The organism is Acidovorax lacteus (assembly GCF_039540375.1).
GTDB lineage: Bacteria > Pseudomonadota > Gammaproteobacteria > Burkholderiales > Burkholderiaceae_C > Acidovorax_G > Acidovorax_G lacteus.
In genome coordinates this window covers 216,693-243,165 of record NZ_BAABEX010000007.1, presented here as the reverse complement: position 1 = coordinate 243,165, position 26,473 = coordinate 216,693, and the positions used below count along the sequence as shown (strand labels likewise).

19 protein-coding genes and 2 tRNA genes are annotated in these 26,473 nt (G+C 67.9%); 11 read left to right on the top strand and 10 right to left on the bottom strand.

Annotated features, from left to right (window positions below; translation table 11 throughout):
- Positions 1 to 111 precede the first annotated feature (111 nt).
- On the bottom strand, positions 112 to 1,044 hold the full coding sequence (locus tag ABD866_RS04535; RefSeq protein ID WP_345061580.1) for an FHA domain-containing protein: 933 nt from the start codon (positions 1,042 to 1,044) through the stop codon (positions 112 to 114).
- Between the two features lie 270 nt (positions 1,045 to 1,314).
- Here ABD866_RS04535 and ABD866_RS04530 point away from each other — a divergent pair, with 270 nt between their 5' ends.
- Entirely contained in the window at positions 1,315 to 1,662 is a 348-nt protein-coding gene (locus tag ABD866_RS04530; RefSeq protein ID WP_345061577.1) for a hypothetical protein, read from the top strand.
- A gap of 48 nt (positions 1,663 to 1,710) precedes the next feature.
- On the opposite strand, the gene ABD866_RS04525 is transcribed toward ABD866_RS04530, so the two are convergent.
- The 4 genes from ABD866_RS04525 to ABD866_RS04510 form a co-directional block, all read right to left on the bottom strand.
- A complete protein-coding gene (locus ABD866_RS04525; protein ID WP_345061575.1) occupies positions 1,711 to 2,688 on the bottom strand; it encodes an LD-carboxypeptidase in 978 nt (325 codons plus the stop codon).
- A 92-nt stretch (positions 2,689 to 2,780) separates the two neighbouring features.
- Positions 2,781 to 4,193 (bottom strand): tRNA adenosine(34) deaminase TadA, encoded by a 1,413-nt coding sequence (gene tadA / locus ABD866_RS04520; protein WP_345061573.1) that lies wholly within the window; start codon positions 4,191 to 4,193, stop codon positions 2,781 to 2,783.
- A gap of 57 nt (positions 4,194 to 4,250) precedes the next feature.
- Positions 4,251 to 4,472, bottom strand: a complete 222-nt coding sequence (locus ABD866_RS04515; RefSeq protein WP_345061571.1) for a hypothetical protein — start codon at positions 4,470 to 4,472, stop codon at positions 4,251 to 4,253.
- 116 nt (positions 4,473 to 4,588) lie between these two features.
- Positions 4,589 to 5,734 (bottom strand): branched-chain amino acid ABC transporter substrate-binding protein, encoded by a 1,146-nt coding sequence (locus ABD866_RS04510; protein ID WP_345062484.1) that lies wholly within the window; start codon positions 5,732 to 5,734, stop codon positions 4,589 to 4,591.
- 208 nt (positions 5,735 to 5,942) lie between these two features.
- Between ABD866_RS04510 and ABD866_RS04505 the strand changes: the two genes are divergently transcribed.
- The 3 genes from ABD866_RS04505 to ABD866_RS04495 all read left to right on the top strand — a co-directional run bounded on the left by ABD866_RS04505 (position 5,943) and on the right by ABD866_RS04495 (position 12,307).
- Positions 5,943 to 7,964 (top strand): peptidase U32 family protein, encoded by a 2,022-nt coding sequence (locus tag ABD866_RS04505; protein ID WP_345061569.1) that lies wholly within the window; start codon positions 5,943 to 5,945, stop codon positions 7,962 to 7,964.
- Positions 7,965 to 8,331: 367 nt separating this feature from the next.
- Positions 8,332 to 11,076: a cation-translocating P-type ATPase gene (locus ABD866_RS04500; protein WP_345061567.1), complete on the top strand. Its 2,745-nt coding sequence runs from the start codon at positions 8,332 to 8,334 to the stop codon at positions 11,074 to 11,076.
- A gap of 142 nt (positions 11,077 to 11,218) precedes the next feature.
- Positions 11,219 to 12,307 (top strand): metal-dependent hydrolase, encoded by a 1,089-nt coding sequence (locus tag ABD866_RS04495; RefSeq protein WP_345061565.1) that lies wholly within the window; start codon positions 11,219 to 11,221, stop codon positions 12,305 to 12,307.
- On the opposite strand, the gene ABD866_RS04490 is transcribed toward ABD866_RS04495, so the two are convergent.
- The 4 genes from ABD866_RS04490 to purL form a co-directional block, all read right to left on the bottom strand.
- Complete coding sequence (locus tag ABD866_RS04490; RefSeq protein ID WP_345061563.1) at positions 12,308 to 13,165, bottom strand: formylglycine-generating enzyme family protein; 858 nt, start codon at positions 13,163 to 13,165, stop codon at positions 12,308 to 12,310.
- 305 nt (positions 13,166 to 13,470) lie between these two features.
- Positions 13,471 to 14,061: an OmpW/AlkL family protein gene (locus tag ABD866_RS04485; RefSeq protein WP_345061560.1), complete on the bottom strand. Its 591-nt coding sequence runs from the start codon at positions 14,059 to 14,061 to the stop codon at positions 13,471 to 13,473.
- 181 nt (positions 14,062 to 14,242) lie between these two features.
- A complete protein-coding gene (locus ABD866_RS04480) occupies positions 14,243 to 15,235 on the bottom strand; it encodes a DUF808 domain-containing protein (protein WP_345061558.1) in 993 nt (330 codons plus the stop codon).
- 102 nt (positions 15,236 to 15,337) lie between these two features.
- Positions 15,338 to 19,354, bottom strand: coding sequence for a phosphoribosylformylglycinamidine synthase (gene purL, locus ABD866_RS04475; RefSeq protein WP_345061556.1), 4,017 nt, complete (start codon positions 19,352 to 19,354; stop codon positions 15,338 to 15,340).
- A gap of 258 nt (positions 19,355 to 19,612) precedes the next feature.
- Between purL and map the strand changes: the two genes are divergently transcribed.
- Positions 19,613 to 20,428 carry a type I methionyl aminopeptidase gene (map, locus tag ABD866_RS04470; protein WP_345061552.1) on the top strand — a complete coding sequence of 272 codons (816 nt, stop codon included), beginning with the start codon at positions 19,613 to 19,615 and terminating at the stop codon, positions 20,426 to 20,428.
- A gap of 72 nt (positions 20,429 to 20,500) precedes the next feature.
- A complete protein-coding gene (locus ABD866_RS04465; protein ID WP_345061550.1) occupies positions 20,501 to 23,092 on the top strand; it encodes a [protein-PII] uridylyltransferase in 2,592 nt (863 codons plus the stop codon).
- Positions 23,093 to 23,117: 25 nt separating this feature from the next.
- Here the strand turns inward: ABD866_RS04465 and def are convergent, their stop codons facing one another.
- The gene (gene def, locus ABD866_RS04460; RefSeq protein WP_345061548.1) at positions 23,118 to 23,657 is read right to left on the bottom strand and encodes a peptide deformylase; all 540 of its coding nucleotides are present in this window, start codon (positions 23,655 to 23,657) and stop codon (positions 23,118 to 23,120) included.
- Positions 23,658 to 23,783: 126 nt separating this feature from the next.
- Between def and ABD866_RS04455 the strand changes: the two genes are divergently transcribed.
- The 5 genes from ABD866_RS04455 to ABD866_RS04435 all read left to right on the top strand — a co-directional run bounded on the left by ABD866_RS04455 (position 23,784) and on the right by ABD866_RS04435 (position 26,467).
- Positions 23,784 to 23,859, top strand: a tRNA-Asn gene (locus tag ABD866_RS04455).
- Positions 23,860 to 23,898: 39 nt separating this feature from the next.
- Positions 23,899 to 23,974, top strand: a tRNA-Asn gene (locus tag ABD866_RS04450).
- Positions 23,975 to 24,073: 99 nt separating this feature from the next.
- The gene (gene aat / locus ABD866_RS04445; RefSeq protein WP_345061546.1) at positions 24,074 to 24,829 is read left to right on the top strand and encodes a leucyl/phenylalanyl-tRNA--protein transferase; all 756 of its coding nucleotides are present in this window, start codon (positions 24,074 to 24,076) and stop codon (positions 24,827 to 24,829) included.
- Positions 24,826 to 25,569, top strand: a complete 744-nt coding sequence (locus ABD866_RS04440; protein WP_345061544.1) for an arginyltransferase — start codon at positions 24,826 to 24,828, stop codon at positions 25,567 to 25,569. The genes aat and ABD866_RS04440 overlap by 4 nt, the downstream gene beginning before the upstream one ends.
- 67 nt (positions 25,570 to 25,636) lie before the next feature.
- Entirely contained in the window at positions 25,637 to 26,467 is an 831-nt protein-coding gene (locus ABD866_RS04435; RefSeq protein WP_345061542.1) for an IclR family transcriptional regulator, read from the top strand.
- The last annotated feature ends 6 nt before the right edge of the window (positions 26,468 to 26,473 follow it).

The window sequence follows — 26,473 nt, the reverse complement described above, 5'->3', positions numbered from 1 at the left end:
AACGGGCAGTAGCGCCTGCCCAGATTCACGTCCAGGGCTGCGAGCATAAGCGCAGCAGAGCCGGGCTGCCGCGCAGTGTGCGCGGCCGCGGAAGGCCTCCCAAAGGCGGCCTCAGCTGATGCGCATGGAAGCGCCCGTTACCGCAAAGCGGATGACCGGGTCGGTGCGTCCTTCAAATGGAACACCCAGCGAAATACGGCCTCGCCCATGCAGCAAACAGGCATCGCGACGCAGCACCAGCGGTGCGTCGCTGCCGTCGAACCACAGCCACGTCCCGAACGAGCTGGTGTCGGTCAGGGTGAAGGCGGTACCGCGCCAGTCGATGCGCGCATGCTGGCGCGAGACATGGGGGTCGTTGATCCAGACATGCTGTTCTGCCGAACGGCCAATCAGCACCGGTGTGTCGAGGCCCGTGAAGGTGCGCGCCCCTTCGGGCCAGGTCAGCTCGACGCGGCCGGCCAGCGATTCCATGGTGGCAAACTGGCTCACCAGTTGGGCTTGTTGGGTGACGGCCTCTGCCGCCTCGCTGGCCTCAGGGTCGCCCCAATCTACACGGTAGAGCACCAGGCGCTCGACCTTGCCACGGATGTCCAGCGTGCCCAGCCGATGAAAGCGCACCCGCGGCACCTGCTGCGCCCGCACCAGCGTGCCCTCGGTGGCCCAGATCTCGGACGGGCCTGCGCGCTCGCAGAGCCGGGCGGCCACGTTCACCGCCTCGCCGTAGCAGTCGCCCTCAACTTCCAGCACCTCGCCACTGGCCAGGCCTACGCGCAGTTGCAGGGCCGCTGGCCCCGGCCATTGGGCCAGGTGCTCGGCATGGCGACGCAGCAGCTGCGCGGCGGCGTGGACGGCGACATCGGCACGCTCGAAACGCATGAGCACGCCGTCGCCGAGCTTTTTGACCACCCGGCCCCCTTCCTCCAGGGCGACCTCGCCGATCCACTGCGTAAGGCGGGTGATGACCTCGGTGGCCTGCACATTGCCCAAGGATTCGAACAGCGCGGTGCTGCCGGACAGATCCGCAAAGGCCACGGTGGTCGTCATCCGCGCGCTTCCTGTGCCATCAGGTACATCATGCGAGCCAGTTTATTCGATGGGTCGGCTGCTCGGCAGCGGTCTGATGGGGACAGGCAGGGCCACACACGTGGCCGGCGGTCTGCAATCCTTGATGGCACGGGGCTGCCTGGGCGCACAAGGGCCTGCAAAAAAATCTATCGACATGGCAGACCTGTTGTCTTTGTGCAAAAACAGGAGCAGCGCACTTGCGCCGCACAAGGCATGGACGTACCGTGTGCACTCTTACGAATTTGCTCCATGCGTTGCCACAAGCCTGATCTGCGTGCCACACCGCTCTCCCAGAGCGGTCGGGATGCGCCCGCGTCCACGGCCTGGGTGCGAGACAACGCACTGGAAGTGGCACGCCAGGCCATGCTGCACACCCTGCAGGGCCTGGAGGGCTGTGATGTGGCCCGCATGGGCCTTCGACTGCGTTACGCCACAGGGGCAGAGGCGCTGTGGTACCTGCGCACCGACCTGCGGGCACTGCTGGTCCAGCATGCCAGCGAGTACGAGGCCGACGAAAAGCTCGCCTGCTTGCCCACGCTGTTCCAGACACTGCTGTCGGGCAGCCCCCAGCCCTGCCGCGTGCCACGGCGGCGCTGACCGCAGGGCCCACACCGGAAGGCCCACGTCAGCGAGCCTCCGGAGCGCTCAGTGCGCGTGGCCCCAATAGATCAGCGCATCGCGCCCCTCGACCGACAGCGACACCTGTGCGCCCACGGGCAGTACCACCTTGGTCGGCACATGGCCGAACGGCAGGTTGGTCAGCACTGGCACCTTGGTCTGCGTGCGCAGCCAGTCAACCACCGTGGCGAGCTTGAAGCCCTTGTCGTGCGGCGCGAGTTTGTAGCCAGTGAACTGGCCGAGCACGATGGCTTTCTGCCGCGCCAGCACCCCGGCCAGCAGCAGTTGCGTGAGCATGCGCTCGATGCGGTACGGATGCTCGCTCACGTCCTCCACGAACAGCACCCCGCCCTTCACTTCAGGGAAGTACGGCGTGCCCAGCAGGCTGGTCAGCACCGCCAGGTTCCCCCCCCAGAGCTGCGCCTTCTTCACGTACAACTCCGGCACGGCGGGCGATCCGTCGGCGCGTGGCTTCTCGCGGCCCAGCGTCCAGCCCGCGCCCTCGCCGTGGCCGGTCAGCAGGTCATCCAAGCAGGCCAGCATGATGTCGTCGGGCTCGCCCTCCACGCCCAGGTCGCCGATCAGCGACGGGCCGGCCCAGGTGGTGGCACCCGTCTGCGCGAGCACAGCGCACTGGAACGCTGTGAAGTCGCTCATGCCCACAAAACGCATGCCGCCTTCGATGGCACGGGCCACGGCCTTGTAGCGGATGCCCGGCAGGATGCGCGTGTAGCCGTAGGCACCGCGGGTGATCAGCGCCACATCGGCCCCGCTGGCCGCGGCGCGGTGGATGGCCGCCAGCCGCGTGGCGTCGTCGCCTGCAAAGCGGGTGTGCACGGCCTGGGCGTCCGGGTCCACCTCAACCTCGTGGCCCATGGCCTTGAGGCGTGCGATGCCGCGGCGAAACGCCGCCTTGTCGCGGATCGCGCTGGCCGGCGAGTAGATGTAGATGTGCTGGGGGCCGGGGTCGTGGGCGCTGTGCGCCAGGTCGTGGTCGTGCGGCAAGGCATTCGGGCCACAAGGCCCGCTCCAGGGGAATTCAAACAACAGTACACCCGAGCGTGAGGCACACGGCCGGGGCGTCATGCGACAGGAAGTCAGGCGGCAAAGTATTCCACAGCCCGGCGGGCAATAACCTCGCCATGCTCCTGTACGAAGTGACCCGCTGCAGGCAGCACCCAGGGTTCGGGGCAGCCGCGGATCTGCCGGGCCAGCGCCTGCATCACCGGCAGGCCCAGCACCGGGTCTTGCGCGCCCACGGCCATGAGCGTGCGGCCCTGCCATTGCTGCGCCCAGAAAGGCGCAGCCGCCCGCGCAAAGGCGGCGCCTTCGGCGTCGGGCCCCTCGGGCACCAAGCGCGGAAACGCCCGCAGCGCGGCGCGGGTACCAGCGTCGGGAAAGGGCGCGTCATAGGCCGCGCATTCGGCCGGCGACAGGTGGGGGTTGCCCCGCGCCAACAGCCGGCCCACGCCGTACAGCGGTTTGTCGGCACACATCTGCCGCCAGGCCCGAAAGCCCGGCGACAGCGGCTGCTCGCCCGTGGCCAGCAGGGTGTTCATCACGAGCAGGCCCTGGTAGCGCGCCGGGGCCTCCGGCGGCAGCGTCAGGCCCAGGATGCCGCCCCAGTCCTGTACGGCCAGCACCACGCGCTGCAGATCCAGCCGCTCAATCAGTTCGAGCAACACCTGGCGGTGCCAGCCAAAGCGGTGGAAAGCGTCCTTCTTGGGCTTGTCGCTTTTGCCGAAGCCAATCAGGTCGGGCGCCACCACGCGGTCGCCCGCGGCGAGCCACACCGGCAGCATGCGCCGCCACAGGTAGCTCCAGGCCGGGTTGCCGTGCAGGCACAACCAGGTGCGCTGCGCATCGCGCGGGCCTTCGTCCAGGTAGTGCAGGCGCAGGCCCGCCAGGCTGGGCAGGTCGCTCAGGTAATGCGGGGCCCAGGGGTAGCCCGGCAGGTGGGCAAAGCGGGCGTCGGGCGTGCGCAGCGCGTCGTCGCGCAGCGGGTGGCGGGCCAGAGCCTCGGCCCGCTGCGCCTTGCGCCGCGCCTGAAAGAACTGGCTCAGCGCCTGCCCGCAGTCGTCGGCCAGCACGCCGCCCTGCACCTGGGTGTGGTGGTTGAGCTGGGCATTGGCAAAGAGGTTGAGCACCGAGCCCGCCGCGCCGGTTTTGGCATCGGGCGCGCCGTACACCACGCGGGCGACGCGCGCATGCAGCATGGCACCGCTGCACATGGCGCAGGGCTCCAGCGTGACGTACACCGTGCAGCCGTCAAGCCGGTAATTGCCCAGCCGCTCGGCCGCGGCGCGCAGGGCCACGATTTCGGCATGGGCCGTGGGGTCGTGCGCGCCCACGGGCGCATTGCGGCCCGTGGCCACCACCTGCCCGCCCTGCACCACCACCGCGCCCACCGGCACTTCGCCCGCGGCCTGGGCGGCACGCGCTTCGGCCAGGGCCGCGCGCATCCAGCGGGCGTCGTCTTCGGCGCTGACCTGCGGCAATATGCTATTCATTTAGTAGCAAACTATTCAGCCTGGACAAGCACAAGCAAGCATTTTGACCCATTGCCTTCAGGGGGATTCCTTGGGCTCGGGGCGCGGCTGCTGCATCAGCGCCTCAACCTGCTGGCGCACCTGCTCGGTGGGCGGCGCCTGGGGATTGACCGGGGCTGGGGCCTGCACCCCGCCCACCGCCGGGCGCGGCAGTTCGGGCACTGGCTGACGGGCCTTGGCCAGGAACATCACCACGGCCAGCGTGACCAGCAGGCCCAGGACAGCAAACACAGCGCGCATGGTGGCTTTTCTCCAATCGAATGGGGCACAGATGCGGCACTGTAGCCCCAAAACGCCCGCGGCCGCACTGGGCGGCCGCGGTGCGGTGGGTGCGCTCAGCGCATCCGTTCAACGCATCAGTTCAGCGCCACGCGGCTGCCGTCCTGGAAGGTGTAGAGCGTGACCGCCGGCGTGGTCAGCTCGCCCTTGGGCGTGAAGGCAATGTGCGCCGTCACGCCGCGGTAGTCGGTCTTGCCGATGAAGGGGATGTACACCTTCGGGTCCACCGAGTTGGCGCGCTTCATCGCGTCCACCAGCACCATGGCGGCGTCGTAGGCGTAGGGGCTGTAGATCTGGAACTGGCCAGGGAATTTGGCGTCGTAGCGCTGCTTCCAGGCCGCGCCGCCCTGCATCTTGGCGATGGACGCGCCACCCGTGGCGCAGGTCACGTTCTTGAGCGCCGGCGTCTTGCCCGACAGTTCGGGCAGCTTCTCGGTGCACAGCGCATCGCCGCCAAAGAACTTGACGTTGCCCAGGCCCAGCTGCTCCATCTGGCGCAGCATCGGGCCGGCCTGTGCGTCCAGGCCGCCGTAGAAGATCGCGTCGGGCTTCTTGTTGCGGATCGATGTGAGGATGGCCATGAAGTCGGTGGCCTTGTCGTGGGTGAACTCCTCGGCCACCACCTTGATGCCCTTTTGCTGCGCCGTGGCCTTGAACACCGAGGCCACGCCCTGGCCATAGGCCGTGCGGTCGTCGATCACGGCCACCGTCTTGATCTTCAGGTGGTCGGCCGAAAACAGCGCCAGCGCTGCGCCCAGCGCGTTGTCATTGGCGATCAGGCGGTAGGTCGTCTTGTGGCCGGGCTTGGTCAGGTCGGGGTTGGTGGCCGCTGCCGTGATGTGTGGCACATCGCACTTGGCATACACGGCCGACGCCGGGATCGACGTGCCCGACTGCAGGTGGCCCACCACGCCGGCCACCTTCTGGTCGCACAGCTTCTGGGCCACGGCGGTGGCCTGGCGCGGATCGCCCGCATCGTCTTCAGCCACGATCTCGAATTTGATCTTCTTGCCGCCGATCACGAGGTTTTGCGCGTTCAGGTCGTCAAGCGCCAGGCGCACGCCGTTCTCGGTGTCCTTGCCGATGTGGGCGATGCCGCCCGACACGGGACCAGCGTGGGCGATCTTGACGGTTTGCACGTCCTGGGCCGTGGCGGCCGTGGCCACCAGGGCCAGGGCGGCAGCGGCAACGGGTTGCAGGGTGCGCAGGCGGGAGGAAAGCATCACAGGGGAATCTCCGGAGATTGAGGTCATGGCGCAGGCGACCAGACCGCCCGCGGGAACCGCTTCGGTTCCGGGGGCCGAGCATGCACCAGATTGGGGCCGAAAAATAAGCATGCTTACGAAATGATGGCCTATGAAAATCATTAATGCAGCGGGCAAAGCCATGCGCGCTGGCCTGCGGCGGGGGTGGCTGGGATAATCGCGCCCCATGTCCCTACTGCCCCACCAGCTCGAACTCCTGTCCCCCGCGCGCGATGCCGACATCGGCATCGAAGCCGTCAACCACGGGGCAGACGCCGTCTACATCGGCGGGCCCGCCTTTGGCGCGCGGGCCAATGCGGGCAACGACATCCGCGACATCGAACGGCTGGTGCGGCATGCGCACCGCTTCCACAGCCGCATCTTCATCACGCTCAACACCATCCTGCGCGACGACGAACTCGAAGACGCACGCCGCATGGCCTGGCAGGTGTACGAGGCCGGGGCCGACGCGCTGATCATCCAGGACATGGGCCTGCTCGAAATCGACCTGCCGCCCATCCAGTTGCACGCCAGCACGCAGACCGACATCCGTACGCCCGAAAAGGCGCGCTTTCTGCAGGACTCAGGCCTGTCGCAGATCGTGCTGGCACGCGAGCTGACGGTGCAGCAGATCGCACAGGTGCACGCCGCGCTGCGCGAAGGCACCGACCCCGCGCGTGCCGCCACGATTGAATTCTTCATCCACGGTGCGCTGTGCGTGGCCTACAGCGGCCAGTGCAACATCAGCCATGCGCAGACGGGCCGCAGCGCCAACCGCGGCGACTGCAGCCAGGCCTGCCGCCTGCCCTACCAGGTGCAGGACGCCCAGGGCCGCTTCATTGCGCACGACAAGCACGTGCTTTCGATGAAGGACAACAACCAGAGCGACAACCTGCGCGTGCTCATCGACGCGGGCGTGCGCAGCTTCAAGATCGAGGGCCGCTACAAGGACATGGGCTATGTGAAGAACATCACCGCCCACTACCGCCGCCTGCTCGATGAGATCCTGGAGGAGCGCGAGGCGATGGGCCAGCCGCTGGCCCGCGCGTCGAGCGGCCGCACCACCTTCAGCTTCACGCCCGACCCGCTGCAGAACTTCAACCGAGAGTTCACCGACTACTTCGTACAAGGCCGCAAGGAAGACATCGGCGCATTTGACAGCCCCAAGAACCCGGGCCAGGCGATTGGCTGGGTCACACGTGTGGGCGCCGACCATGTCGAGATCGAAGTCACCGACCCGGCCACCGTGCTGCACAACGGCGACGGCCTGTGCTACTACGACCTGCAAAAGGAGCTCGTGGGCCTGGCCATCAACCGCGCCGAGCCGGTGTCGGCCCGCAGTGTGGGCCAGTGGCGTGTGTTCCCCAAAGACCCGATCGAGTCGCTGCGCGACCTGCGCAAGGGCACCGAAGTCAACCGCAACCGCGACATGGCCTGGGTGCGCATGCTGGAGAAAAAGTCCAGCGACCGCCGCATCAGCACCTGGCTGGCACTGGCCGAAACCGACACCGGCCTGCAACTCACGCTGACCGACGAAGACGGCTACCAGGGCGAAGCCACGCTGGCCATCGCCTTGCAGGACGCCAGCGACCCCGCACGTGCCGAGGACGCGCTGCGCGAGCAGCTCGGCCGCTTCGGCACTACCATTTTCAGCGTGCAGGCCATGGACCTGCGCCTGCGCGGCCCGCGCTTCGTGCCGGCCTCGGCCCTGAACGGCCTGCGACGTGACGCCGTGGCCGCGCTGGAGCAGGCCCGCGCCCACGGCCTGCAGCGCCTGCCGCGCGCCCAGCCGGTGGAGCCGCCTGTACCCTACCCAGAAGACACGCTCAGCTACCTGGGCAACGTGTTCAATCAGAAGGCGCACGACTTCTATGCACGCCACGGCGTGCGGGTGATCGACGCGGCCTACGAGGCGCACGAAGAGCTGGGCGAGGTGAGCCTGATGATCACCAAGCACTGCGTGCGCTATTCGCTGAGCCTGTGCCCCAAACAGGCCAAGGGCGTGACGGGCGTGCAAGGCACGATCCGCGCCGAGCCGCTGGTGCTGGTGCACAACAACGAGCGGCTCACGCTGCGCTTTGACTGCAAGCCCTGCGAGATGCACGTCGTGGGCAAGATGCGGCGCTCGGTGCTGCAGCAGGCCAAAAAGGAAGCGGCCGAAGTGCCGCTGACCTTCTACCGCAAGCGCCCCGCACCGGCCACGCACTGAGCCCGGCTGGGCACTGCGGCCCGCCCTCCGGGCCGTAGAGCACGACATTAGCCGTGCAGGCTTTGCCTGCCAGTGCGCTGCAGGCCAAGGGTGCACACCGTGCCGCCCCACCCGACGCGCCCATCCCGCAGGGCTGCATGCCGCTGGGCCCGTTGCCACGCCCACACGGCCATCCGGCTTGCACCGCATGCTCCCGGCCACAACGCCAGCGCTTTGCAGCCCAAGGCCGCCCCAACACACGGCAGCACTTGATGTGGGTCAAGCCCCAGGCGCTCGCCGCTTGCCCCATGCCCGGCGAGCGGGTGCAATGCGCAGACCGCTGTTGCGCGCTGCGTCTGTCGTGCACGGCCTTTCTTCGCATGCCTTGATGCCCTCCTCCTCCCCACGCCCGACCACACCCGCGCCCACGGCACCCCACCAGGCCCACCTGCAGGCCACCGATGCGCTGGCGCGCCAGCATGGCGTGGATCTGGCAAGCGGGCTGACCGCCGAAGAAGCCCTGGCGCGTGGCGAACGGCACGGCCCGAACGCATTGCCCGCCGCCAGGCCGCGCAGCCTGCTGCAGCGCCTGGCCGAACAGTTGCGCGACTTCATGGTGCTGGTGCTGCTCGGGGCCGCCGCCGTGGCCGGGCTGGTAGGCGAATGGACCGATGCCGCGGTAATTCTGGTGATCGTGCTGCTGAACGCGGTCATTGGCTGCGTACAGGCCTGGCGCGCCGACCAGGCCCTGGCCGCGTTGCGGCGGCTGGCGGCCGCGCAGGCCACGGCATTGCGCAACGGCATGCCGCAAACCGTACCGGCGCACGCGCTGGTGCCGGGCGATGTGGTCCTGATCGAGGCGGGCAATCAGATTCCGGCCGACCTGCGGCTGTTCGAGATCGCCCAGCTCAAGGTGGACGAATCGGCGCTGACGGGCGAGTCGGTGACGGTGGGCAAGGAAGACGCGGTGCTGCAGGCCGAGGAGGTTCAAAGCCTCGGAGACCATCGCAACATGGCGTTCAAGGGCACCACCGCCACGCACGGGCGTGCCCGCGGGCTGGTGGTGGCCACAGGCATGCAGACCGAACTGGGCCGCATGGCGCAGTTGCTGGACGAAGACGCGCCCCCCACGCCGCTGCAACGCCGCCTGGCGGCCTTCGGAAAGCGCCTGGCCCTGGTGGTGCTGGCCATCTGCGCCGTGGTGTTTGGGGTCGGTGTGCTGCGCGGCGAGGCCGTGTGGCAGATGGGCCTCACGGCCATCAGCCTCGCAGTGGCCGCCATTCCGGAAGCACTGCCCGCCGTAGTCACCGTTCTGCTGGCGCTGGGGGCGCGGCGCATGGTCGAGGTGCATGCTCTGGTCCGGCGTCTGCCGTCGGTCGAAACCCTGGGGTCGGTCACGGTGATCTGCTCGGACAAGACCGGCACCCTGACTCAAAACCGCATGCGGGTGGAACGTGTGCTGTCCCCAGAAGGCGTCTGGCACGCCGACGCGGCGGTGCCATCCCCGTTGCCCGCAGTGCTTGGCGAAACCCTGCGCGCCGCGGCGCTGTGCAACGACGCCCGGGCGCTTCCGGACTGGCCCGCATCCGATGCGGCCCTGCTGCCCGAGGCCTGGGTGGGCGACCCGACCGAGACCGCCCTCATGGTGGCGGCCGAAGTGGCAGGGCTGGCTGCGCGCCAACTCGGCCACTTGTCCCCCAGGCACCACGAGTGGCCGTTCGACTCGGAGCGCAAGCGCATGGCCACCTTGCACGGGCCGTGCACACCGGCGCACGGGGACGATGCGGTGCTGTACGTGAAAGGGGCGCCTGAATCCGTGCTGCCGCTGTGTACCGTGCAGTGGCAGCCCAGCGGGGCCGCGCCGCTCGATGGTCAGGCCGTGCTGCGGCAAGCGCAGGGCCTGGCAGCCCAGGGCTTGCGCGTGCTGGCCGTGGCACGGCGCACCGTACCGCTGGAGGCTGCCCGCTGGCCCGCCGACGAAGCCGAGCGGCACCTCGAACTGCTGGGCCTGCTCGCCATGATCGACCCGCCACGGCCCGAGGCGGCCCAGGCCGTGCGCGAGTGCCAGACGGCGGGCATCGTGCCAGTGATGATCACCGGCGACCACCCCGCAACCGCGCGCGCCATGGCCCAGCGTCTGGGCATCGTGCAGGCCGCCGATGCGCCCGTGCTCACGGGGGCCGACCTGGCGGGCATGGACGACCGCGCGTTGCAGGCGCAGGTGGACGTCGTCCAGGTCTATGCCCGGGTGGACCCGGCCCAGAAGATCCGCATCGTGCAAGCCCTGCAGGCGCGAGGCCACTTTGTCGCCATGACGGGCGATGGCGTCAACGACGCACCGGCCCTGCAGCGCGCGGATATCGGCGTGGCGATGGGCCGCGGCGGAACCGACGTGGCCCGGGAAGCCAGCAGCCTGGTGCTGCTGGACGACAACTTCGCCACCATCGTCGCGGCCGTGCGCGAAGGCCGGCGCATCTACGACAACATCCGCAAGTTCGTGCGCTACACGATGACCGGCAACTCCGGCGAGATCTGGACGATTTTTCTGGCCCCCTTGCTGTGGCTGCCGATGCCGCTGCAACCCATCCACATTCTCTGGGTCAATCTCGTCACAGACGGGCTGCCCGGGCTGGCGCTGGCGGCCGAACCCGCTGAAACCGGGGTGATGGATCGGCCTCCGCGCCCACCGCAGGAAAGCCTGTTCGCACAGGGCATGTGGCAGCACATTCTGTTCGTCGGCCTGCTGATCGGGGGTCTGTGCCTGGCGGTTCAGGCCTGGGCGCTGCACACCGGCCTGGCCCACTGGCAGACCATGGTGTTCACCGTCCTCACCCTGGCGCAAATGGCGCATGTGCTGGCCGTGCGGTCGGAACGCACGCCGCTGTGGCGGCAGGGTATGGGGTCCAACCGGCCGCTGCTTGGTGCGGTCGCCTGCACGGTGGCGCTGCAGCTGTGCACCATCTACGTCCCTGCACTCCAGCCCATCTTCAAAACGGAAGCCCTGTCGGCGGGCGAACTGGCCCTGTGCATGGCCGCAGCCGCTGTGGTGTACGCGGCCGTCGAGGCCGAAAAAGCCTGGCGCCGCCGGGCAGCAAAACCGGCCGCAGCCCCTGCCCACAGGCGCGCCCGCTGAGGGCAGCCCTCGCGCTCTAACCGCAGGGGCCGCGCCGGTGCGGGTGGCAGCGCCGCAGCGCGGATGACCTTCATGCCCCTGCCCCGGCACGGACCACTGGCGAACGCGACAATGCCCGCACCCCCCACTCGCGACCCCCACCATGGATTCCGTCAGCCAGTTTGCCCTCGGCGCAGCCCTTACCACCGCCGTGCTCGCAGGGCGCACAGCGCCCTGGAAGGCCGTGCTGTGGGGTGGTGCGATGGGCACCCTTCCCGACCTGGACACCTTTGTGCGCCACGGCGACCCCATTCTGGACATGGTGCGCCACCGGGCCGAAAGCCACTCCCTGATTTACCTGAGCGTGCTTTCGCTGCCCTTGGGATGGGTGGGGGCGCGCTGGCTTGGCCGACCACAGACATCAGATGCCACTGCCCCGCAGACGCAGGTCTCGTCGGCCCACGCAAGCGCATGGCAGCGGTGGTGGTTTGCGACCTGGCTGACGCTGTTCACCCATCCCCTGCTCGACTGGATGACGGTGTACGGCACGCAACTGGCGCAGCCGTTCTCTGACCACCCGTTTGGCCTGGGCAGCATCTTCATCATCGATCCGCTCTACACGCTACCCCTGCTGCTGGCCCTGGCCGTGGCCCTCGTCAGTCAGCGTGTGGGCACGGTACGCAAGGCCTGTCTGCTGGGCCTTGCGCTCAGTACCGCTTACCTGGGCTGGAGCGCGGCCGCCCAACAGCATGTGCGGCAGGTCGTGAAAGCGTCGCTCGCCGCCCAGGGCATTCAGGCCGAGCGGGTGCTGGTCACGCCGACCCCCTTCAACACGGTGCTGTGGCGTGCTGTGGCCGTCGAGGACGGACGCTACTGGGAAGGATTCCATTCGCTGCTTGACGGTGGCCGGCCCATGCGCTGGAAGGCCTACGACCGGGGTGCGGCGCTGATCAGCACCCACGCAGCCTTGCCCGCCGTGCAACGCATTGCCGCCTTCAGCCACGGCTTCTACCGCATGGGACTGGAGGGCGGCCAGGTCACGCTGACCGACCTGCGCATGGGCCAGGAGCCGTTCTACACCTTCCACTTCCTGCTGGGCACCGCCGACGAACTCGCGCGCGGGTCGGTGACGGTGGAGCAGCGCTGGATGCGCCCGCCGCTGGACGGCGCGCTGCCGCGCCTGTGGCAGCGCCTGCGCGGGGCGGACATCGAGCTCATGCCCCCCACGGCACCCGTGGCCGCACCGGGCTGATCAACGCGCAGGCCAGTCGCGCGCGCACCGGAAGCCGATGTACACCACGGTCGTGTCGCCAGGCTTGCTCTGGCGGTGCGCAGCACGCATGGGCCCCGCGCCATACCACCACGAGCCGCCGCGGGTCAGGCGCTCGGCATTGCCGGCCGCGCCTGGGGGGTCGTCCACCCATTCCCAGGCGTTGGCGCCCATGTCGTGCAGGCCATTGACCCCTGCGGGCGTGGCCCCTGCCAGCGCATGACCAGCACCCCGCCACAGGCGTGCACTGTGGGGCACGGCGCGGCGTGCGGCCTCGGCACCACAGTCGTCCAGGCATTGCGCCCCCTGCGGCGAATCACCAGTCGGATACGGATAGGTGCGGCCGGTCTGCCAGGGCGCCGGGGCATTCGGACGGCGCTCGGTGTAGGCGGCCTCGGTCCACTCGGCATCGGTGGGCAGTCGGCCACCGGCCCAGCGGCAAAACGCCTGGGCTTCGTCGTAGGTGATGTGCACAGCGGGCTCGGCGGCGGCTGCGGGCGACTGGGGGCCGAAGGGTGTGCGCCAGGTCCAGCCCGGCTTGCGCACCCACCCGGCCTCGTACACCTGGCCGCCACCCTCGCGCTCGGCCCGCGTCTGCAGGCCGGTGGCCGCCACAAAGCGCTGGAACTGCCCGACGGTCGTCTCGGTGCGCGCCATGGCAAAGCCTGCAATGGGCTGCCAGTCGATGCCTGCGGGGTTGGGGCTGCTGTGCGCAGGCTGGGCCGACACTGCGGCAGCGGCCATCCAGGGCAGGAGCCCGCAGGCACGGGCCAGTCGGCGCAGCGGCTGCCCATCGGCAGCGGCAAGGGTGGCAAGGCGGAGCGGAACCTGTCGGATCATGGGGTGTACCTCGGCAGCACTGGCGCGCATGCTGGCACAGCCAGCCACGGGTTGCCGGCTGCGGTCGCATGGCCCTGCATGGGCCTGGGATTCCAGGCCGTTTGCTGCAGCGGGTTTCGCCGCTCTTGGCCATACAAGCAAACGCAAAAAAGGCCTGCACAGGCAGGCCTTGGAGCACCCACAAGCACCGGGCTGCAGAGCGGTGCTGTCGCACCCCACCGTCGGCCCAGCATTCCGGCGCAGCCTGGCCTGCCGCACCGGAACCGAGGTTCCTTGGAGCTGCGGGGCATGCGCCCCGCACCGCATCAAAAGCGCCAGCCGAGGCCCACGCCCACGAGCACTGGGTCCACCTTGAAGGTGCCAGCCTTGACGCCTGCCGCAAACACGTCGGTCTTGATGTAAACCTTCTTCACGTCCAGGTTGAGGTACAGGTTCTTGGCAAGCGGGATGTCCACCCCGGCCTGCAGCGCGGGGCCAAAGCTGTTCTTGTCGATCGTGACGCCTGCGGGCAGGTTCACGCTGGAAAAGCGCGTGTAGTTCAGGCCAGCGCCCACGTAAGGCTTGATGCCGCCCACATTGAAGTGGTACTGCAACAGCAGCGACGGCGGCAGGTGCTTGAGGGTGCCGATGGGCACACCGGCTGCGCTCAGCGTGTGCTTTTGCGGCACGGTGAGGATCAGCTCGGCCGCGATGTTGGGCGTGAAGAAGTACGAAACATCGACTTCAGGGATCGCCTTGTTGTTGACCGACAGGCCCAGGCCCGTGCTGTCCTTGTTGGCGCTGTCCAGGTGCACGGCGCGGGCGCGCACCATCCAGGGGCCTTCGGCCTGCTGGGCCAGGGCGGCTCCAGAGGTCAGGGCACACAAAGCGGCGACGGCGAGCAGATGCTTGTTCATAGGGGACTCGTTGCAGTGATACACGGGGACATCCCCCGTGACTGCATTGGGCCCCACCCGAGGCCACCGCGCCTTGCCGCACGTCAAAGACTGCGCAGGTTGTTGCGCAGGCAACCATGTCCACCCGCTCCACCCGCCACAGAGCGCCGGATGGCGGCAGGAGCCGCCATGACAAGAGGGCTCAGTGCCCCTTGCCGCGCAGGCGCTGCACCAGCGTCACACCCAGCAGCACCAGCGCTCCGGCCACGAGGCCCGTGACCGCGTTGAGTAACTGCTCAACCACGGCACGCAGCAGACCCCCGCCCGCGCCCTGCCCTGCGGCGGCGCTCCAGGCCTCGACCGCATGGTGCAGCACCGGCAGGCCATGCACCAGAATGCCGCCGCCCACCAGGAACATGGCGGCCGTGCCGGCCACCGACAGCGCCCGCATGAGCCAGGGCGCAGCGGTGAGGATGCCGCGGCCCAGCGCCTGCGCACCGCCACCCGGGCGGCCATGCAGCCACAGGCCCAGGTCGTCGAGCTTGACGATGCCAGCCACCAGCCCATAGACACCCACCGTCATGATCAGCGCAATACCGGCCAGCACCGCCACCTGCTGGGCAAACGCCGCCTGGGCCACCGTGCCCAGCGTGATGGCGATGATCTCGGCCGAGAGGATGAAATCGGTGCGCACCGCGCCGCGGATCTTGTCTTTCTCCATCGCCACCAGGTCCACATCGGCACCGGCCACCGCTGCGGCCCGGCGCTGTGCATCGGCGGCGGCCTCGGCGGCGTCGTCTGCGCTGTGCAGCCAGCGGTGCGCGAGTTTTTCGGCCCCTTCAAAGCACAAAAACGCACCGCCCAGCATGAGCAGGGGCGTGATGGCCCAGGGCGCGAATGCGCTGATGAGCAAGGCCGCGGGTACGAGGATGGCCTTGTTGATCAGCGAACCCTTGGCCACCGCCCACACCACTGGCAGTTCGCGGTCGGCCTGCACGCCCGTGACCTGCTGGGCGTTGAGCGCGAGGTCGTCGCCCAGCACCCCCGCCGTCTTTTGCGCTGCCACCTTGGTCATCACCGACACATCGTCGGCCATGGCGGCGCTCTTCTTGGCGGCCACCTTGGTCATGAGGGCAATGTCGTCGAGCAGCGTGGCGATGTCGTCGATGAGTGCAAGCAGACTGGCAGTGGCCATGGGTTCCTCCCGGGAAAAGCGGCATTATGATGAAAAAAGCGCCTCGTGCTTGTCTGGCAAGCACGAGGCGCTCTTATTTTGATAGCAAATCAGGCGGCGCGGTCAACCCACCCACTTGCGCGCGTTGCGCCAGATGCGCATCCAGGGGCTGAGCGCGCTGCGGTCGCCGGGCGTCCAGCTCATCTGGATGTTGCGGAACACGCGTTCGGGGTGCGGCATCAGCGCGGTGAAGCGACCGTCGGCCGTGGTCACGCTGGTCAGGCCCTGCGGGCTGCCGTTGGGGTTGAACGGGTACTGCTCGGTAGCGCGGCCGTGGTGGTCCACGTAGCGCATGGCCGCCAGCACGCGGCTGGCGTTGCCGCGCACGCCGAAGTTGGCATAGCCCTCGCCGTGGGCCACCGCAATCGGCAGGCGGCTGCCCGCCATCCCCTGGAAGAACAGGCTGGGCGATTCGAGCACTTCCACCAGCGACAGGCGGGCCTCGAAACGCTCGCTCTGGTTGGTGGTGAAGCGCGGCCAGTCTTGTGCGCCAGGAATGATGTCGGCGAGTTCGGCAAACATCTGGCAGCCGTTGCACACGCCCAGGCCGAAGGTGTCGGTGCGCGCGAAGAACTGCTGGAACTGCTCGGACAGCACCGGGTTGAAGGTGATGCTGCGCGCCCAGCCGATGCCCGCGCCCAGGGTGTCGCCATAGCTGAAGCCGCCACAGGCCACAATGCCCTGAAAGTCGGCCAGCCGCGCGCGGCCCGTCTGCAGGTCGGTCATGTGCACGTCGTGCGCTTCAAAACCGGCCTCGGTGAAGGCGTAGGCCATTTCGACGTGCGAGTTCACGCCCTGCTCGCGCAGGATGGCGACACGCGGGCGCGCGCCGCCGGTCTGCACAAAGGGCGCGGCCACGTCCTCGGCGGGGTCGAACGTGAGGTGCAGGTGCAGGCCCGGGTCGTCGGACAGGCCGGCGGCGGCGTGTTCGGCATCGGCCGTGGCGGGGTTGTCGCGCTGCTGGCAGATCTTCCAGCTCACGCTGTCCCACACCTGGTGCAGATCGGCCAGGGGCGCGTCGAAAATGCATTTGGCGTCGCGCCAGATCTGCAGCTGGCCCTTGCCCGCGTCGATCTCAGACGCGGCCGGCCGCGTCTTGCCGATGAAGTGGCTGCACTGCGACAGGCCGTGCGCGCGCAGGGTCTGCATCACGTCGTTGCGCTCGGCGGTGCGCACCTGCAGCACCACGCCCAGCTCTTCGTTGAACAGGGCCTTGAGCGTCAGTTCGTCGCGGCGTGCGCCCACCTGGGTGGCCCAGTTCTTGGCGTCGCCGTATTCGGCACGGCTGTCGTGGATGCCGTCGCCTTCGGTGACCAGCAGGTCCACATTGAGCGCCACGCCCACATGGCCAGCAAAGGCCATTTCGGCCACCGCGGCCAGCAGGCCGCCGTCGCTGCGGTCGTGGTAGGCCAGGATGCGGCCCTGCGCACGCAGCGCGTTCACGGCGTCGACCAGGCGCACCAGGTCTTGCGCATCGTCCAGGTCGGGCACGGTGTCGCCGCTCTGGTCCAGCGTCTGTCCCAGGATGCTGCCGCCCATGCGGTTGCGGCCACGGCCCAGGTCGATGAGCACCAGCGTGGTGTCGATTTCGTCGGCATCGAGCTGCGGCGTGAGCGTGCCGCGCACATCGGCCAGCGTGGCAAAAGCGCTCACGATCAGGCTCACGGGCGAGGTGACCTTGTGCGTGCCGCCAGCGTCCGTCCATTGCGTGCGCATCGACAGGCTGTCCTTGCCCACGGGGATGGAGATACCGAGCTGCGGGCACAGCTCCATGCCCACGGCCCGGACGGTGGCGTACAGCGCCGCGTCTTCGCCGGGTTCGCCGCAAGCGGCCATCCAGTTGGCCGACAGCTTCACGCGCGGCAGCTCGATGGGTGCGGCCAGCAGGTTGGTGATGGCTTCGGCCACCGCCATGCGGCCCGAGGCCGGGGCGTCGAGTGCGGCCAGCGGCGTGCGCTCGCCCATGCTCATGGCCTCGCCCGCAAAGCCACGGTAGTCGCCCAGCGTCACGGCGCAGTCGGCCACCGGCACCTGCCAGGGGCCCACCATCTGGTCGCGGTGCGTGAGGCCGCCCACCGTGCGGTCGCCAATCGTGATGAGGAAGCGCTTGGACGCGACCGTGGGGTGCGCCAGCACGTCGATCACCGCCTGCTGCAGCGGCACGCCGGTCAGGTCGATGGGGGCGAACTCACGCGCCACGGTTTTCACGTCGCGGTGCATCTTGGGCGGCTTGCCCAGCAGCACGTCCATGGGCATGTCCACCGGCAGGCGCTGGTCGCCCGCGGCCGCAGCGGTGTCTTCGAGCACGAGCTGGCGCTCTTCGGTGGCCGTGCCGATCACGGCGAACGGGCAGCGCTCGCGCTCGCAGAACGCCTGGAACTGCGGCAGCGATTCGGGCGCAATCGCCAGCACGTAGCGCTCCTGGCTTTCGTTGCTCCAGATCTCCTTGGGCGAGAGGCCGCTTTCTTCGAGCGGCACCTTGCGCAGGTCAAAGCGCGCGCCGCGCCCTGCGTCGTTGGTCAGCTCGGGGAAGGCGTTGGACAGCCCGCCCGCGCCCACGTCGTGGATGGCCAGGATGGGGTTGCCCTCGCCCTGCGCCCAGCAGTGGTTGATGACTTCTTGCGCGCGGCGCTCGATCTCGGGGTTGCCGCGCTGCACCGAGTCAAAGTCGAGCTCGGCGGCATTCGTGCCCGTGGCCATGGAGCTGGCCGCGCCGCCACCCATGCCGATGCGCATGCCCGGCCCGCCAAGCTGGATGAGCAGCGTGCCCGCCGGGAACAGCACCTTGTGCGTCTGGCCCGCGTCGATGGTGCCCACGCCGCCCGCGATCATGATGGGCTTGTGGTAGCCGCGCGCGACGCCGCCCACGGTCTGTTCGTATTCGCGGAAGTACCCGGCCAGGTTGGGCCGGCCAAACTCGTTGTTGAAGGCCGCGCCGCCCAGCGGGCCTTCGGTCATGATCTGCAGCGGGCTGGCAATGTGCTCGGGCTTGCCGAACTGGCCGCCCCACAGGCGCGACACCGTGAAGCCCGTGAGCCCGGCCTTGGGCTTGGAGCCGCGGCCGGTGGCGCCTTCGTCGCGGATCTCGCCGCCCGCACCGGTGGACGCACCCGGGAACGGCGAGATCGCCGTCGGGTGGTTGTGCGTTTCCACCTTCATCAGCACGTGCTGCAAAGCGCTATGCTTTTGATAGCTGCTCGTGCTTGATTCTGAAGCACGAGCGGCCATTTTGGCCACAAAACGCTCGGCGGTGTAGCCCTCCATGATGGAGGCGTTGTCGGCATAGGCCACCACCGTGTGCTGGGGCGCAAGCTGGTGCGTGTTGCGGATCATGCCGAACAGGCTCTTGTCCTGCGGCACGCCGTCGATGGTGAACTGGGCGTTGAAGATCTTGTGGCGGCAGTGCTCGCTGTTGGCCTGCGCGAACATCATCAGCTCCACGTCGGTGGGGTTGCGGCCCAGGCCCTGGAAGGCGTTCACCAGGTAGTCGATCTCATCGTCGGCCAGCGCCAGGCCAAAGCGCGTGTTGGCCGCCTCCAGCGCGGCGCGGCCGCCGCCCAGCACGTCCACGCGCTCCATGGGCGCGGGCTGGAGTTCGGTGAACAGCGCGGCGGCCGCCGCGCGGTCGGGCAGCACCGACTCGGTCATGCGGTCGTGCAGCAGCGCGGCCACGGCGGCACGCTGCTCGGCGCTCAGCGTGGGGGCCTTGCCCAGCAGGCCGGCGCGCAGCGTAACCCGGTATTCGGTCACGCGCTCCACGCGCTGCAGCGTCAGGCCGCAGTTGCGCGCAATGTCGGTGGCCTTGGAGGCCCAGGGCGACAGCGTACCCAGGCGCGGGCTGACCACCACCACCTCGCCGCCCTCGGTCGGGCCACGGTAGGCGTCGCCGTAGGTCAGCAGCGCCGCCAGCCGCTCGCGGGCCGCCGCGTCGGGGGCCTGGGCGCTGGCCACCAAGTGCACATGGCGCGCGGCAATGCCGTCGATGCGCTCGTGGATGGCCTGGAGGCGGGGCAGGAGTTGCTGGACACGAAAGGCGCTGAGGGCGTTGCTGCCTTCAAACTGGGTAATGTGCAAGGTCACGGTGGCGGCCTGTGGCAGGAGGGGACGAAAGTGGATCGGGTGGCTGCGGGCCGCATGGTCAGGTCGCTGAATGGGACCTGCGCTTGGGGCACGCAGCGGGGGTTGGTGCAGCCCGCCATTTTACCGGGCTGGCACAGCGGCCTGGCGGTGGGCCGGGTGCGACCGGCCGCAGCCCGGTGCGGCGCATGCCTGCGGCAGCGCCAGGGCAGCACCGCCGCGCCCCACGCCCGCGCAGCCCCGATGGGATAATCCCGCCCCATGAGCATCACCATCAAGACCGCCGAAGACGTCGAAGGCATGCGCGTGGCCTGCCGCCTGGCCTCCGAGGTGCTGGACTACATCGCACCCCACATCAAGCCTGGCATCACGACACGTGAAATCGACCGCCTGGGCGCCGAATGCATGGCCCAGCAAGGCACCACGTCGGCCACCGTGGGCTACCAGCCCCCGGGCTATCCGCCCTACCCGGCCTCGCTGTGCACCTCGGTCAACCATGTGGTGTGCCACGGTATCCCCAACGACAAGCCGCTCAAAAAAGGCGACATCGTCAACGTGGACGTGACGGTGATCACCGACGAGGGCTGGTACGGTGACAACAGCCGCATGTACATCATTGGCGAAGGCTCCATCGCCGCCCGCCGCCTGTGCGCGCTGACGTTTGACGCCATGTGGCACGGTATCGTGCAGGTGCGCCCCGGCGCGCGCCTGGGCGACATCGGGCACGCCATCCAGAAATTTGCCGAAGGCCACGGCTATTCGGTGGTGCGCGAGTTCTGCGGCCACGGCATCGGCCGCAAGTTCCACGAAGACCCGCAAGTGCTGCACTACGGCCGCCCGGGCACGGGCATTGAGCTGGTGCCGGGCATGGTCTTCACCATCGAGCCCATGATCAACGCCGGCAAGCGCGAGGTCAAAGAGTTTGGCAACGACGGCTGGACCATCGTCACCAAAGACCACAGCCTCTCGGCCCAGTGGGAGCACACGGTGCTGGTCACGGAAACCGGGTATGAGGTCATGACCCTGTCGGCCGGATCGCCCCCGCTGCCGCCGTTTGTGACCGCCACCGCCACCTGAGGGGCGTGATCGCTGCGCCGCGGGTATCGGTCTTGCTTGCCCATTGCCATCTTTGCTGAACCCACGCGCTCCATGAACGATCTCGCCTCTCTGCGCACCCAGTACCGCAGCGACAAGGCCGCCCTGCTGGCCGCCATGCAGGCCACCGGCGCCTCCACCCGTGGCATCCGGGTGTTGCTGCGCAGGCTGTCGACCCTGACCGACGGGCTGCTGCAACAGTTGTGGCAGCGCGCTGCCCTGCCGCCCGATCTGGCCCTGGTGGCCGTGGGCGGGTATGGACGCGACCAGCTGTTTCCGTTTTCCGACGTCGACGTGCTGCTGCTGCTGCCCGACGCGCGCTGCGCCGACGGCTGCGACACGCTCAAGGCGCAACTCGAGGCCTTCATCGGCAGTTGCTGGGACGCGGGGCTGGAGATCGGCTCCAGCGTGCGCACCGTGAGCGAATGCCTGACCGAGGCCGCGGGCGACGTGACAGTGCAGACCTCGCTGCTCGAAGCGCGGCGGGTCTGCGGCAACGCCGCGGTTTATGCCGAGTTCCGCCAGCGCTACGACGCGGCCATGGACCCGCAGGCGTTTCTGGTGGCCAAGACGCTGGAGATGCGCCAGCGGCACAACAAGTACGAGAACACGCCCTATTCGCTGGAGCCCAACTGCAAGGAGTCTCCGGGCGGCCTGCGCGACCTGCAGATGATTTTGTGGGTGGCGCGCGCCGCAGGACTGGGCGCGTCGTGGAAGGAGCTGGCTGCGAGCGGCATGGCCACGGCCTTCGAAGTGCGCCAGATCGAGCGCAACGAAGCCCTGCTGTGCCTGATCCGCGCCCGCCTGCACATTGCGGCCGGGCGGCACGAAGACCGGCTGGTGTTCGACCTGCAAACGAGCGTGGCCGAATCCTTTGGCTACCGATCGCAGGCCCCAGACGGCTCGCGCCTGCCCATGCGGGCCAGCGAAACGCTGATGCGCCGCTATTACTGGGCCGCCAAGGCGGTGTCGCAGCTCAGCCAGATCCTGCTGCTCAACATCGAGGAGCGGCTCAATCCCCAAACGCACGAGTTGCGCCCGCTGGACGAGCGGTTTCTCGAAAAAGCGGGCCTGATCGAGGTGGCCAGCGACGACCTGTACCAGCGCGACCCGCACGCCATCCTCGAAACCTTTCTGTGCTACCAGCGCACGGTGGGCCTCAAAGACCTGTCGGCGCGCACGCTGCGCGCGCTCTACAACGCCCGCGGCCTGATGGACAGTCGTTTCCGGCGCGACCCGGTCAACCGCGCAGCCTTCATGCGCATCCTGCAGCAGCCCGCGGGCATCACCCATGCCATGCGGCTCATGAACCAGACTTCGGTGCTGGGCCGCTATCTGTGGCCGTTCCGGCGCATCGTGGGGCAGATGCAGCACGACCTGTTCCACGTCTACACCGTGGACCAGCACATCCTGATGGTGCTGCGCAACGTGCGGCGTTTCTTCATGGCCGAACATGCCCACGAATACCCGTTCTGCTCGCAGCTAGCGGGCGGCTGGGACAAGCCCTGGATCCTGTACCTGGCTGCGCTGTTTCACGACATCGGCAAGGGCCGCGGTGGCGATCATTCGCAGATCGGTGCGCTGGAAGTGCGGCGCTTTTGCCGCCAGCACGGAGTGGACCGTGAAGACGCACGCCTGGTCGAGTTTCTGGTGCACGAGCACCTGTCGATGAGCCGCATCGCCCAGAAGGAAGACTTGTCCGACCCCGACGTCATCGCCGCATTCGCGCGACGCGTGGGCAATGAGCGCAACCTCACGGCGCTGTACCTGCTGACGGTGGCCGACATTCGCGGCACCAGTCCCAAGGTGTGGAACGCCTGGAAAGGCAAGCTGCTGGAAGACCTGTACCGCGCCACACTGCGCACCCTGGGCGGCCGCGCGCCGGATGCCGCAGCCGAAATCGAGGCCCGCAAGCGCGAGGCCCTGGTGCTGCTGGCGCTCAGCGCCCTGCCGCATGAGGCACATCGAGCCCTCTGGGACACGCTGGACGTGAGCTACTTCATGCGGCACGAAGCGGCCGACATTGCCTGGCACACGCGCCACCTGTCGCGCCATGTGGGCTCTGCCAAGCCCATCGTGCGCGCCCGCCAGTCGCTCGCGGGCGAAGGCTTGCAAGTCATGGTGTACGCGCCCGACCAACCCGACCTGTTTGCGCGCATCTGCGGCTACTTCGACCGGGCGGGCTTCAGCATCCTGGACGCCCGCGTACACACCGCACACAACGGGCATGCGCTTGACACCTTCCAGGTCGTCACGGCCGAGATGCCGGGCGCGTACCGCGAGCTCACGCACATGGTCGAGAGCGATCTCGTGCACGTGATCGAAGACGGCGGACCGCTGCCCGAGCCGGGCCGTCGGCGGGTGTCGCGGCGGGTCAAGAGCTTTCCGATCGCGCCGCGCGTGACGCTGCGGCCTGACGAAAAGGCCCAGCGCTGGCTGCTGGCCATCTCAGCCAGCGACCGCGCTGGCCTGTTGTATGTGGTGGCGCGCATCCTGGCACAGCACCGGCTGAGCGTGCAGCTGGCCAAGATCAGCACGCTGGGCGAGCGCGTGGAGGACACCTTCCTCGTGCAAGGGCCCGAGTTGCAGAACAACGCCCGGCAGATCGAGATCGAGACCGAGATCCTGCGCGAGCTGTCGGCCTGAAGGCAGTCAAGCGCGGCTGCGGCAATCAGTCGTCCTCGTGCGCCGCAATACCCGGAAACAGCACGTCCGTAAAACCAAACTGCCGGAAGTCGCGCACCCGCATTGGATACAGCGTGCCCCAGAGGTGGTCGCACTCGTGTTGCACCACCCGAGCATGAAAGCCCTCCACAGTCCGGTCGATGGCCGCCCCCTGCGCATCAAAGCCGGTGTAGCGGATGCGCGACCAACGCGGCACCCGCCCACGCAGACCGGGCACCGACAGGCAACCCTCCCAGTCTTCCTCCTCGGCATCGCCCAGAGGAGTGATCACAGGATTGACCAGTACCGTCGGTGGCACCAGGGGCCGATCGGGGTAGCGGGGATTGCGCTGGAGCGATCCGAACACCACCACCTGCAAAGGCACCCCGATCTGAGGCGCCGCAAGACCGGCCCCCTGCGCAGCGGCCATGGTGTCGTGCAGATCCTGCACCAGTGCGTGCAATTGCGGCGTGTCGAAATGCTCGACTGCAGCCGCATGCTGCAGGAGCCGGGCATCGCCCATCTTGAGAATGTTCCGAACGGTCATGCCCGGCAGGATAGCAAGCGCTGCGGTGCACCGCAGACACCCGTGCTCTGCATCGATCAGCGGACCGCGATCGGTCGCGAGTTGCGAAAGTGCTCCTATTTTTGTGTATATAATCTCGGTCTCTGTTCCTCAATAGCTCAGTCGGTAGAGCGCCGGACTGTTAATCCGTAGGTCCCTGGTTCGAGCCCAGGTTGAGGAGCCAAAAAAACATGAGATGCCAGCGCGGCTGGCACACCGACATTCCTCAATAGCTCAGTCGGTAGAGCGCCGGACTGTTAATCCGTAGGTCCCTGGTTCGAGCCCAGGTTGAGGAGCCAGACAAACCCCGCAGCGCAAGCTGCGGGGTTTTTCTTTTGGGGCCTGCAATCGTTCGGCGCTCCGCGACAATCAAGGCCCATGTTGCTGCTTGGCCCCGCATGACACCCTCGGTTATCTGGCTTGCTCCAGGCGAGCCGCTCCCTCCTTCAGAGCAGGCCTGGGGCGCCGACTCGCCAGCCCCTGGGTTGCTCGCTGCGGGCGGAAGCCTCGACACCGTCAGCCTGCAGAGAGCCTACGCGCAAGGCGCTTTCCCTTGGTTCAGTGATGGCCAACCCATCCTCTGGTGGGCACCAGACCCCCGCATGGTGCTGCAGGTCGACGAATTCCGATTGCACCGGTCGCTGCGCAAGACGCTGGAACGCTTTCGGGCACAAGCCTGCTGTGAAGTGCGTGTGGACACTGCTTTCTCGCAGGTGATCAGAGCGTGCGCGAGCGCTCCGCGAGAAGGCCAGAGTGGCACCTGGATCGTGCCCGCCATGATCCAGGCCTATGAAGCACTCCACGCAGCCGGCCATGCCCACAGCGTCGAAACCTGGGTGGACGGCCACCTGGTCGGCGGACTGTATGCCGTCAATCTGGGGCGCATGGTGTTTGGGGAATCGATGTTTGCGCGGCAGACGGATGCATCGAAGATTGCCCTGGCCGCGCTGGTGGCGCTGTGTCGCCGTCAAGGGGCACCCTGGATCGACTGTCAGCAGAACACAGCACATCTGGCGTCCTTGGGAGCCCGCGAAATGCCACGGTCGGCGTTTTTGGCGGGTGTGCGTGCAGCCGCTGCACAGCCCGCACTGGCGTGGCAGTTCGAGCCCGTATACTGGAACGCAGTGTTGCCCACCCAAGCCAGCGCGGCATGACGCAACTCAACGATTTTCCTCTCCAGTCGCTGCAGTTTTACGCCACAGCGCCCTACCCATGCAGCTACCTGCCCGACCGGCTGGCACGGTCCCAGGTGGCCACCCCCAGCCATCTCATCCAGACCGAGGTCTATTCCGGGTTGGTGGCCCAGGGGTTCCGACGCAGTGGCATGTTCACCTACCGCCCGTACTGCGACGGTTGTCAGGCCTGCGTCCCGTTGCGGGTGTTGGCGTCAGAGTTTGAGCCCAACAGGAGCCAGCGGCGCGCCGGCGTGAGGCACGGTCACCTGCAGGCGCGCGTGTCGCGGCTGTGTTTCCTTCCAGAGCACTACGCGCTGTACCTGCGTTACCAGAACGGACGCCATGCTGGCGGCGGCATGGACAACGACAGCATCGACCAGTACACACAATTTTTGCTGCAAAGCCGCGTCAACTCACGCCTGGTGGAATTCCGCGAGCCGGCGGCAGATGGTGGCCCTGGCGTGCTGAAAATGGTGTCCATCCTGGATGTGTTGGCCGATGGCCTGTCGGCGGTTTACACGTTCTACGAGCCAGATGACAAGGCCAGCTACGGCACCTACAACGTGTTGTGGCAGATCGAGCAAGCCCGCTCGCTCGGGCTGCCCTATGTGTACCTCGGGTACTGGATCGAAGGCAGTGCCAAGATGCGCTACAAGGCGGCATTTGTGCCGCATGAGCGTCGCCAACAAGGCATCTGGACGCGCACCGACGCCCGTTGAGCGACCCGTGCGCTGCAGCGCTTGATTTCACCAGCTAAGATGGCGGACCGCAGCGCGAATCCAGCCCATGAAGAAGACCGATCCCGGCGTTCCCTCCAAACCCAGTGTGCAGGTGCTTGAACGCATGTTCACGCTGATGGATGTGCTGGCAGCCCGGGAAGAGCCCGTTTCGCTCAAGGAAATCAGCGAAAAAACCGGACTTCATCCGTCCACGACCCACCGGATTCTCAACGATCTGACGATTGGCCGCTTCGTCGACCGGCCTGAGCCGGGTAGCTATCGCTTGGGTATGCGCTTGCTGGAGCTGGGCAATCTGGTCAAAGCACGCCTGAGTGTGCGTGATGCAGCGCTCGCGCCGATGCGCAGCCTGCACAAGCAGATCCAGCAACCGGTGAACCTGAGCATGCGCCAGGGCGACGAGATCGTGTACGTGGAGCGCGCCTACAGCGAAAGGTCTGGCATGCAGGTGGTGCGTGCGATTGGTGGCCGGGCGCCGCTGCACCTGACCTCGACCGGCAAGCTGTTTCTTGCCGTTGACGACCCCCAGCGCGTCCGTGCCTACGCAGCCCGCACCGGCCTGGCCGGACATACGCGCAACAGCATTACGCAATTGCCGGCTCTGGAACGGGAACTCGCGAAAGCGCGTCAGTACGGCATTGCGCGCGACAACGAGGAACTGGAATTGGGCGTGCGGTGCATGGCCGCAGGCGTTTATGACGACCAGGGCAAGCTGGTGGCAGGTTTGTCCATCTCCGCACCCGCAGACCGGCTGGACGAAAGCTGGCTGCCCAAGCTGCAGGCCACCGCCAACGCGATCTCCGAGGCTCTCGGATATGTGGCGCACCAGACGCCCTCGCCGTTCGCCGCCGAGCCGGGCATCGGCCGCAACGTGCGCTGAACAAAC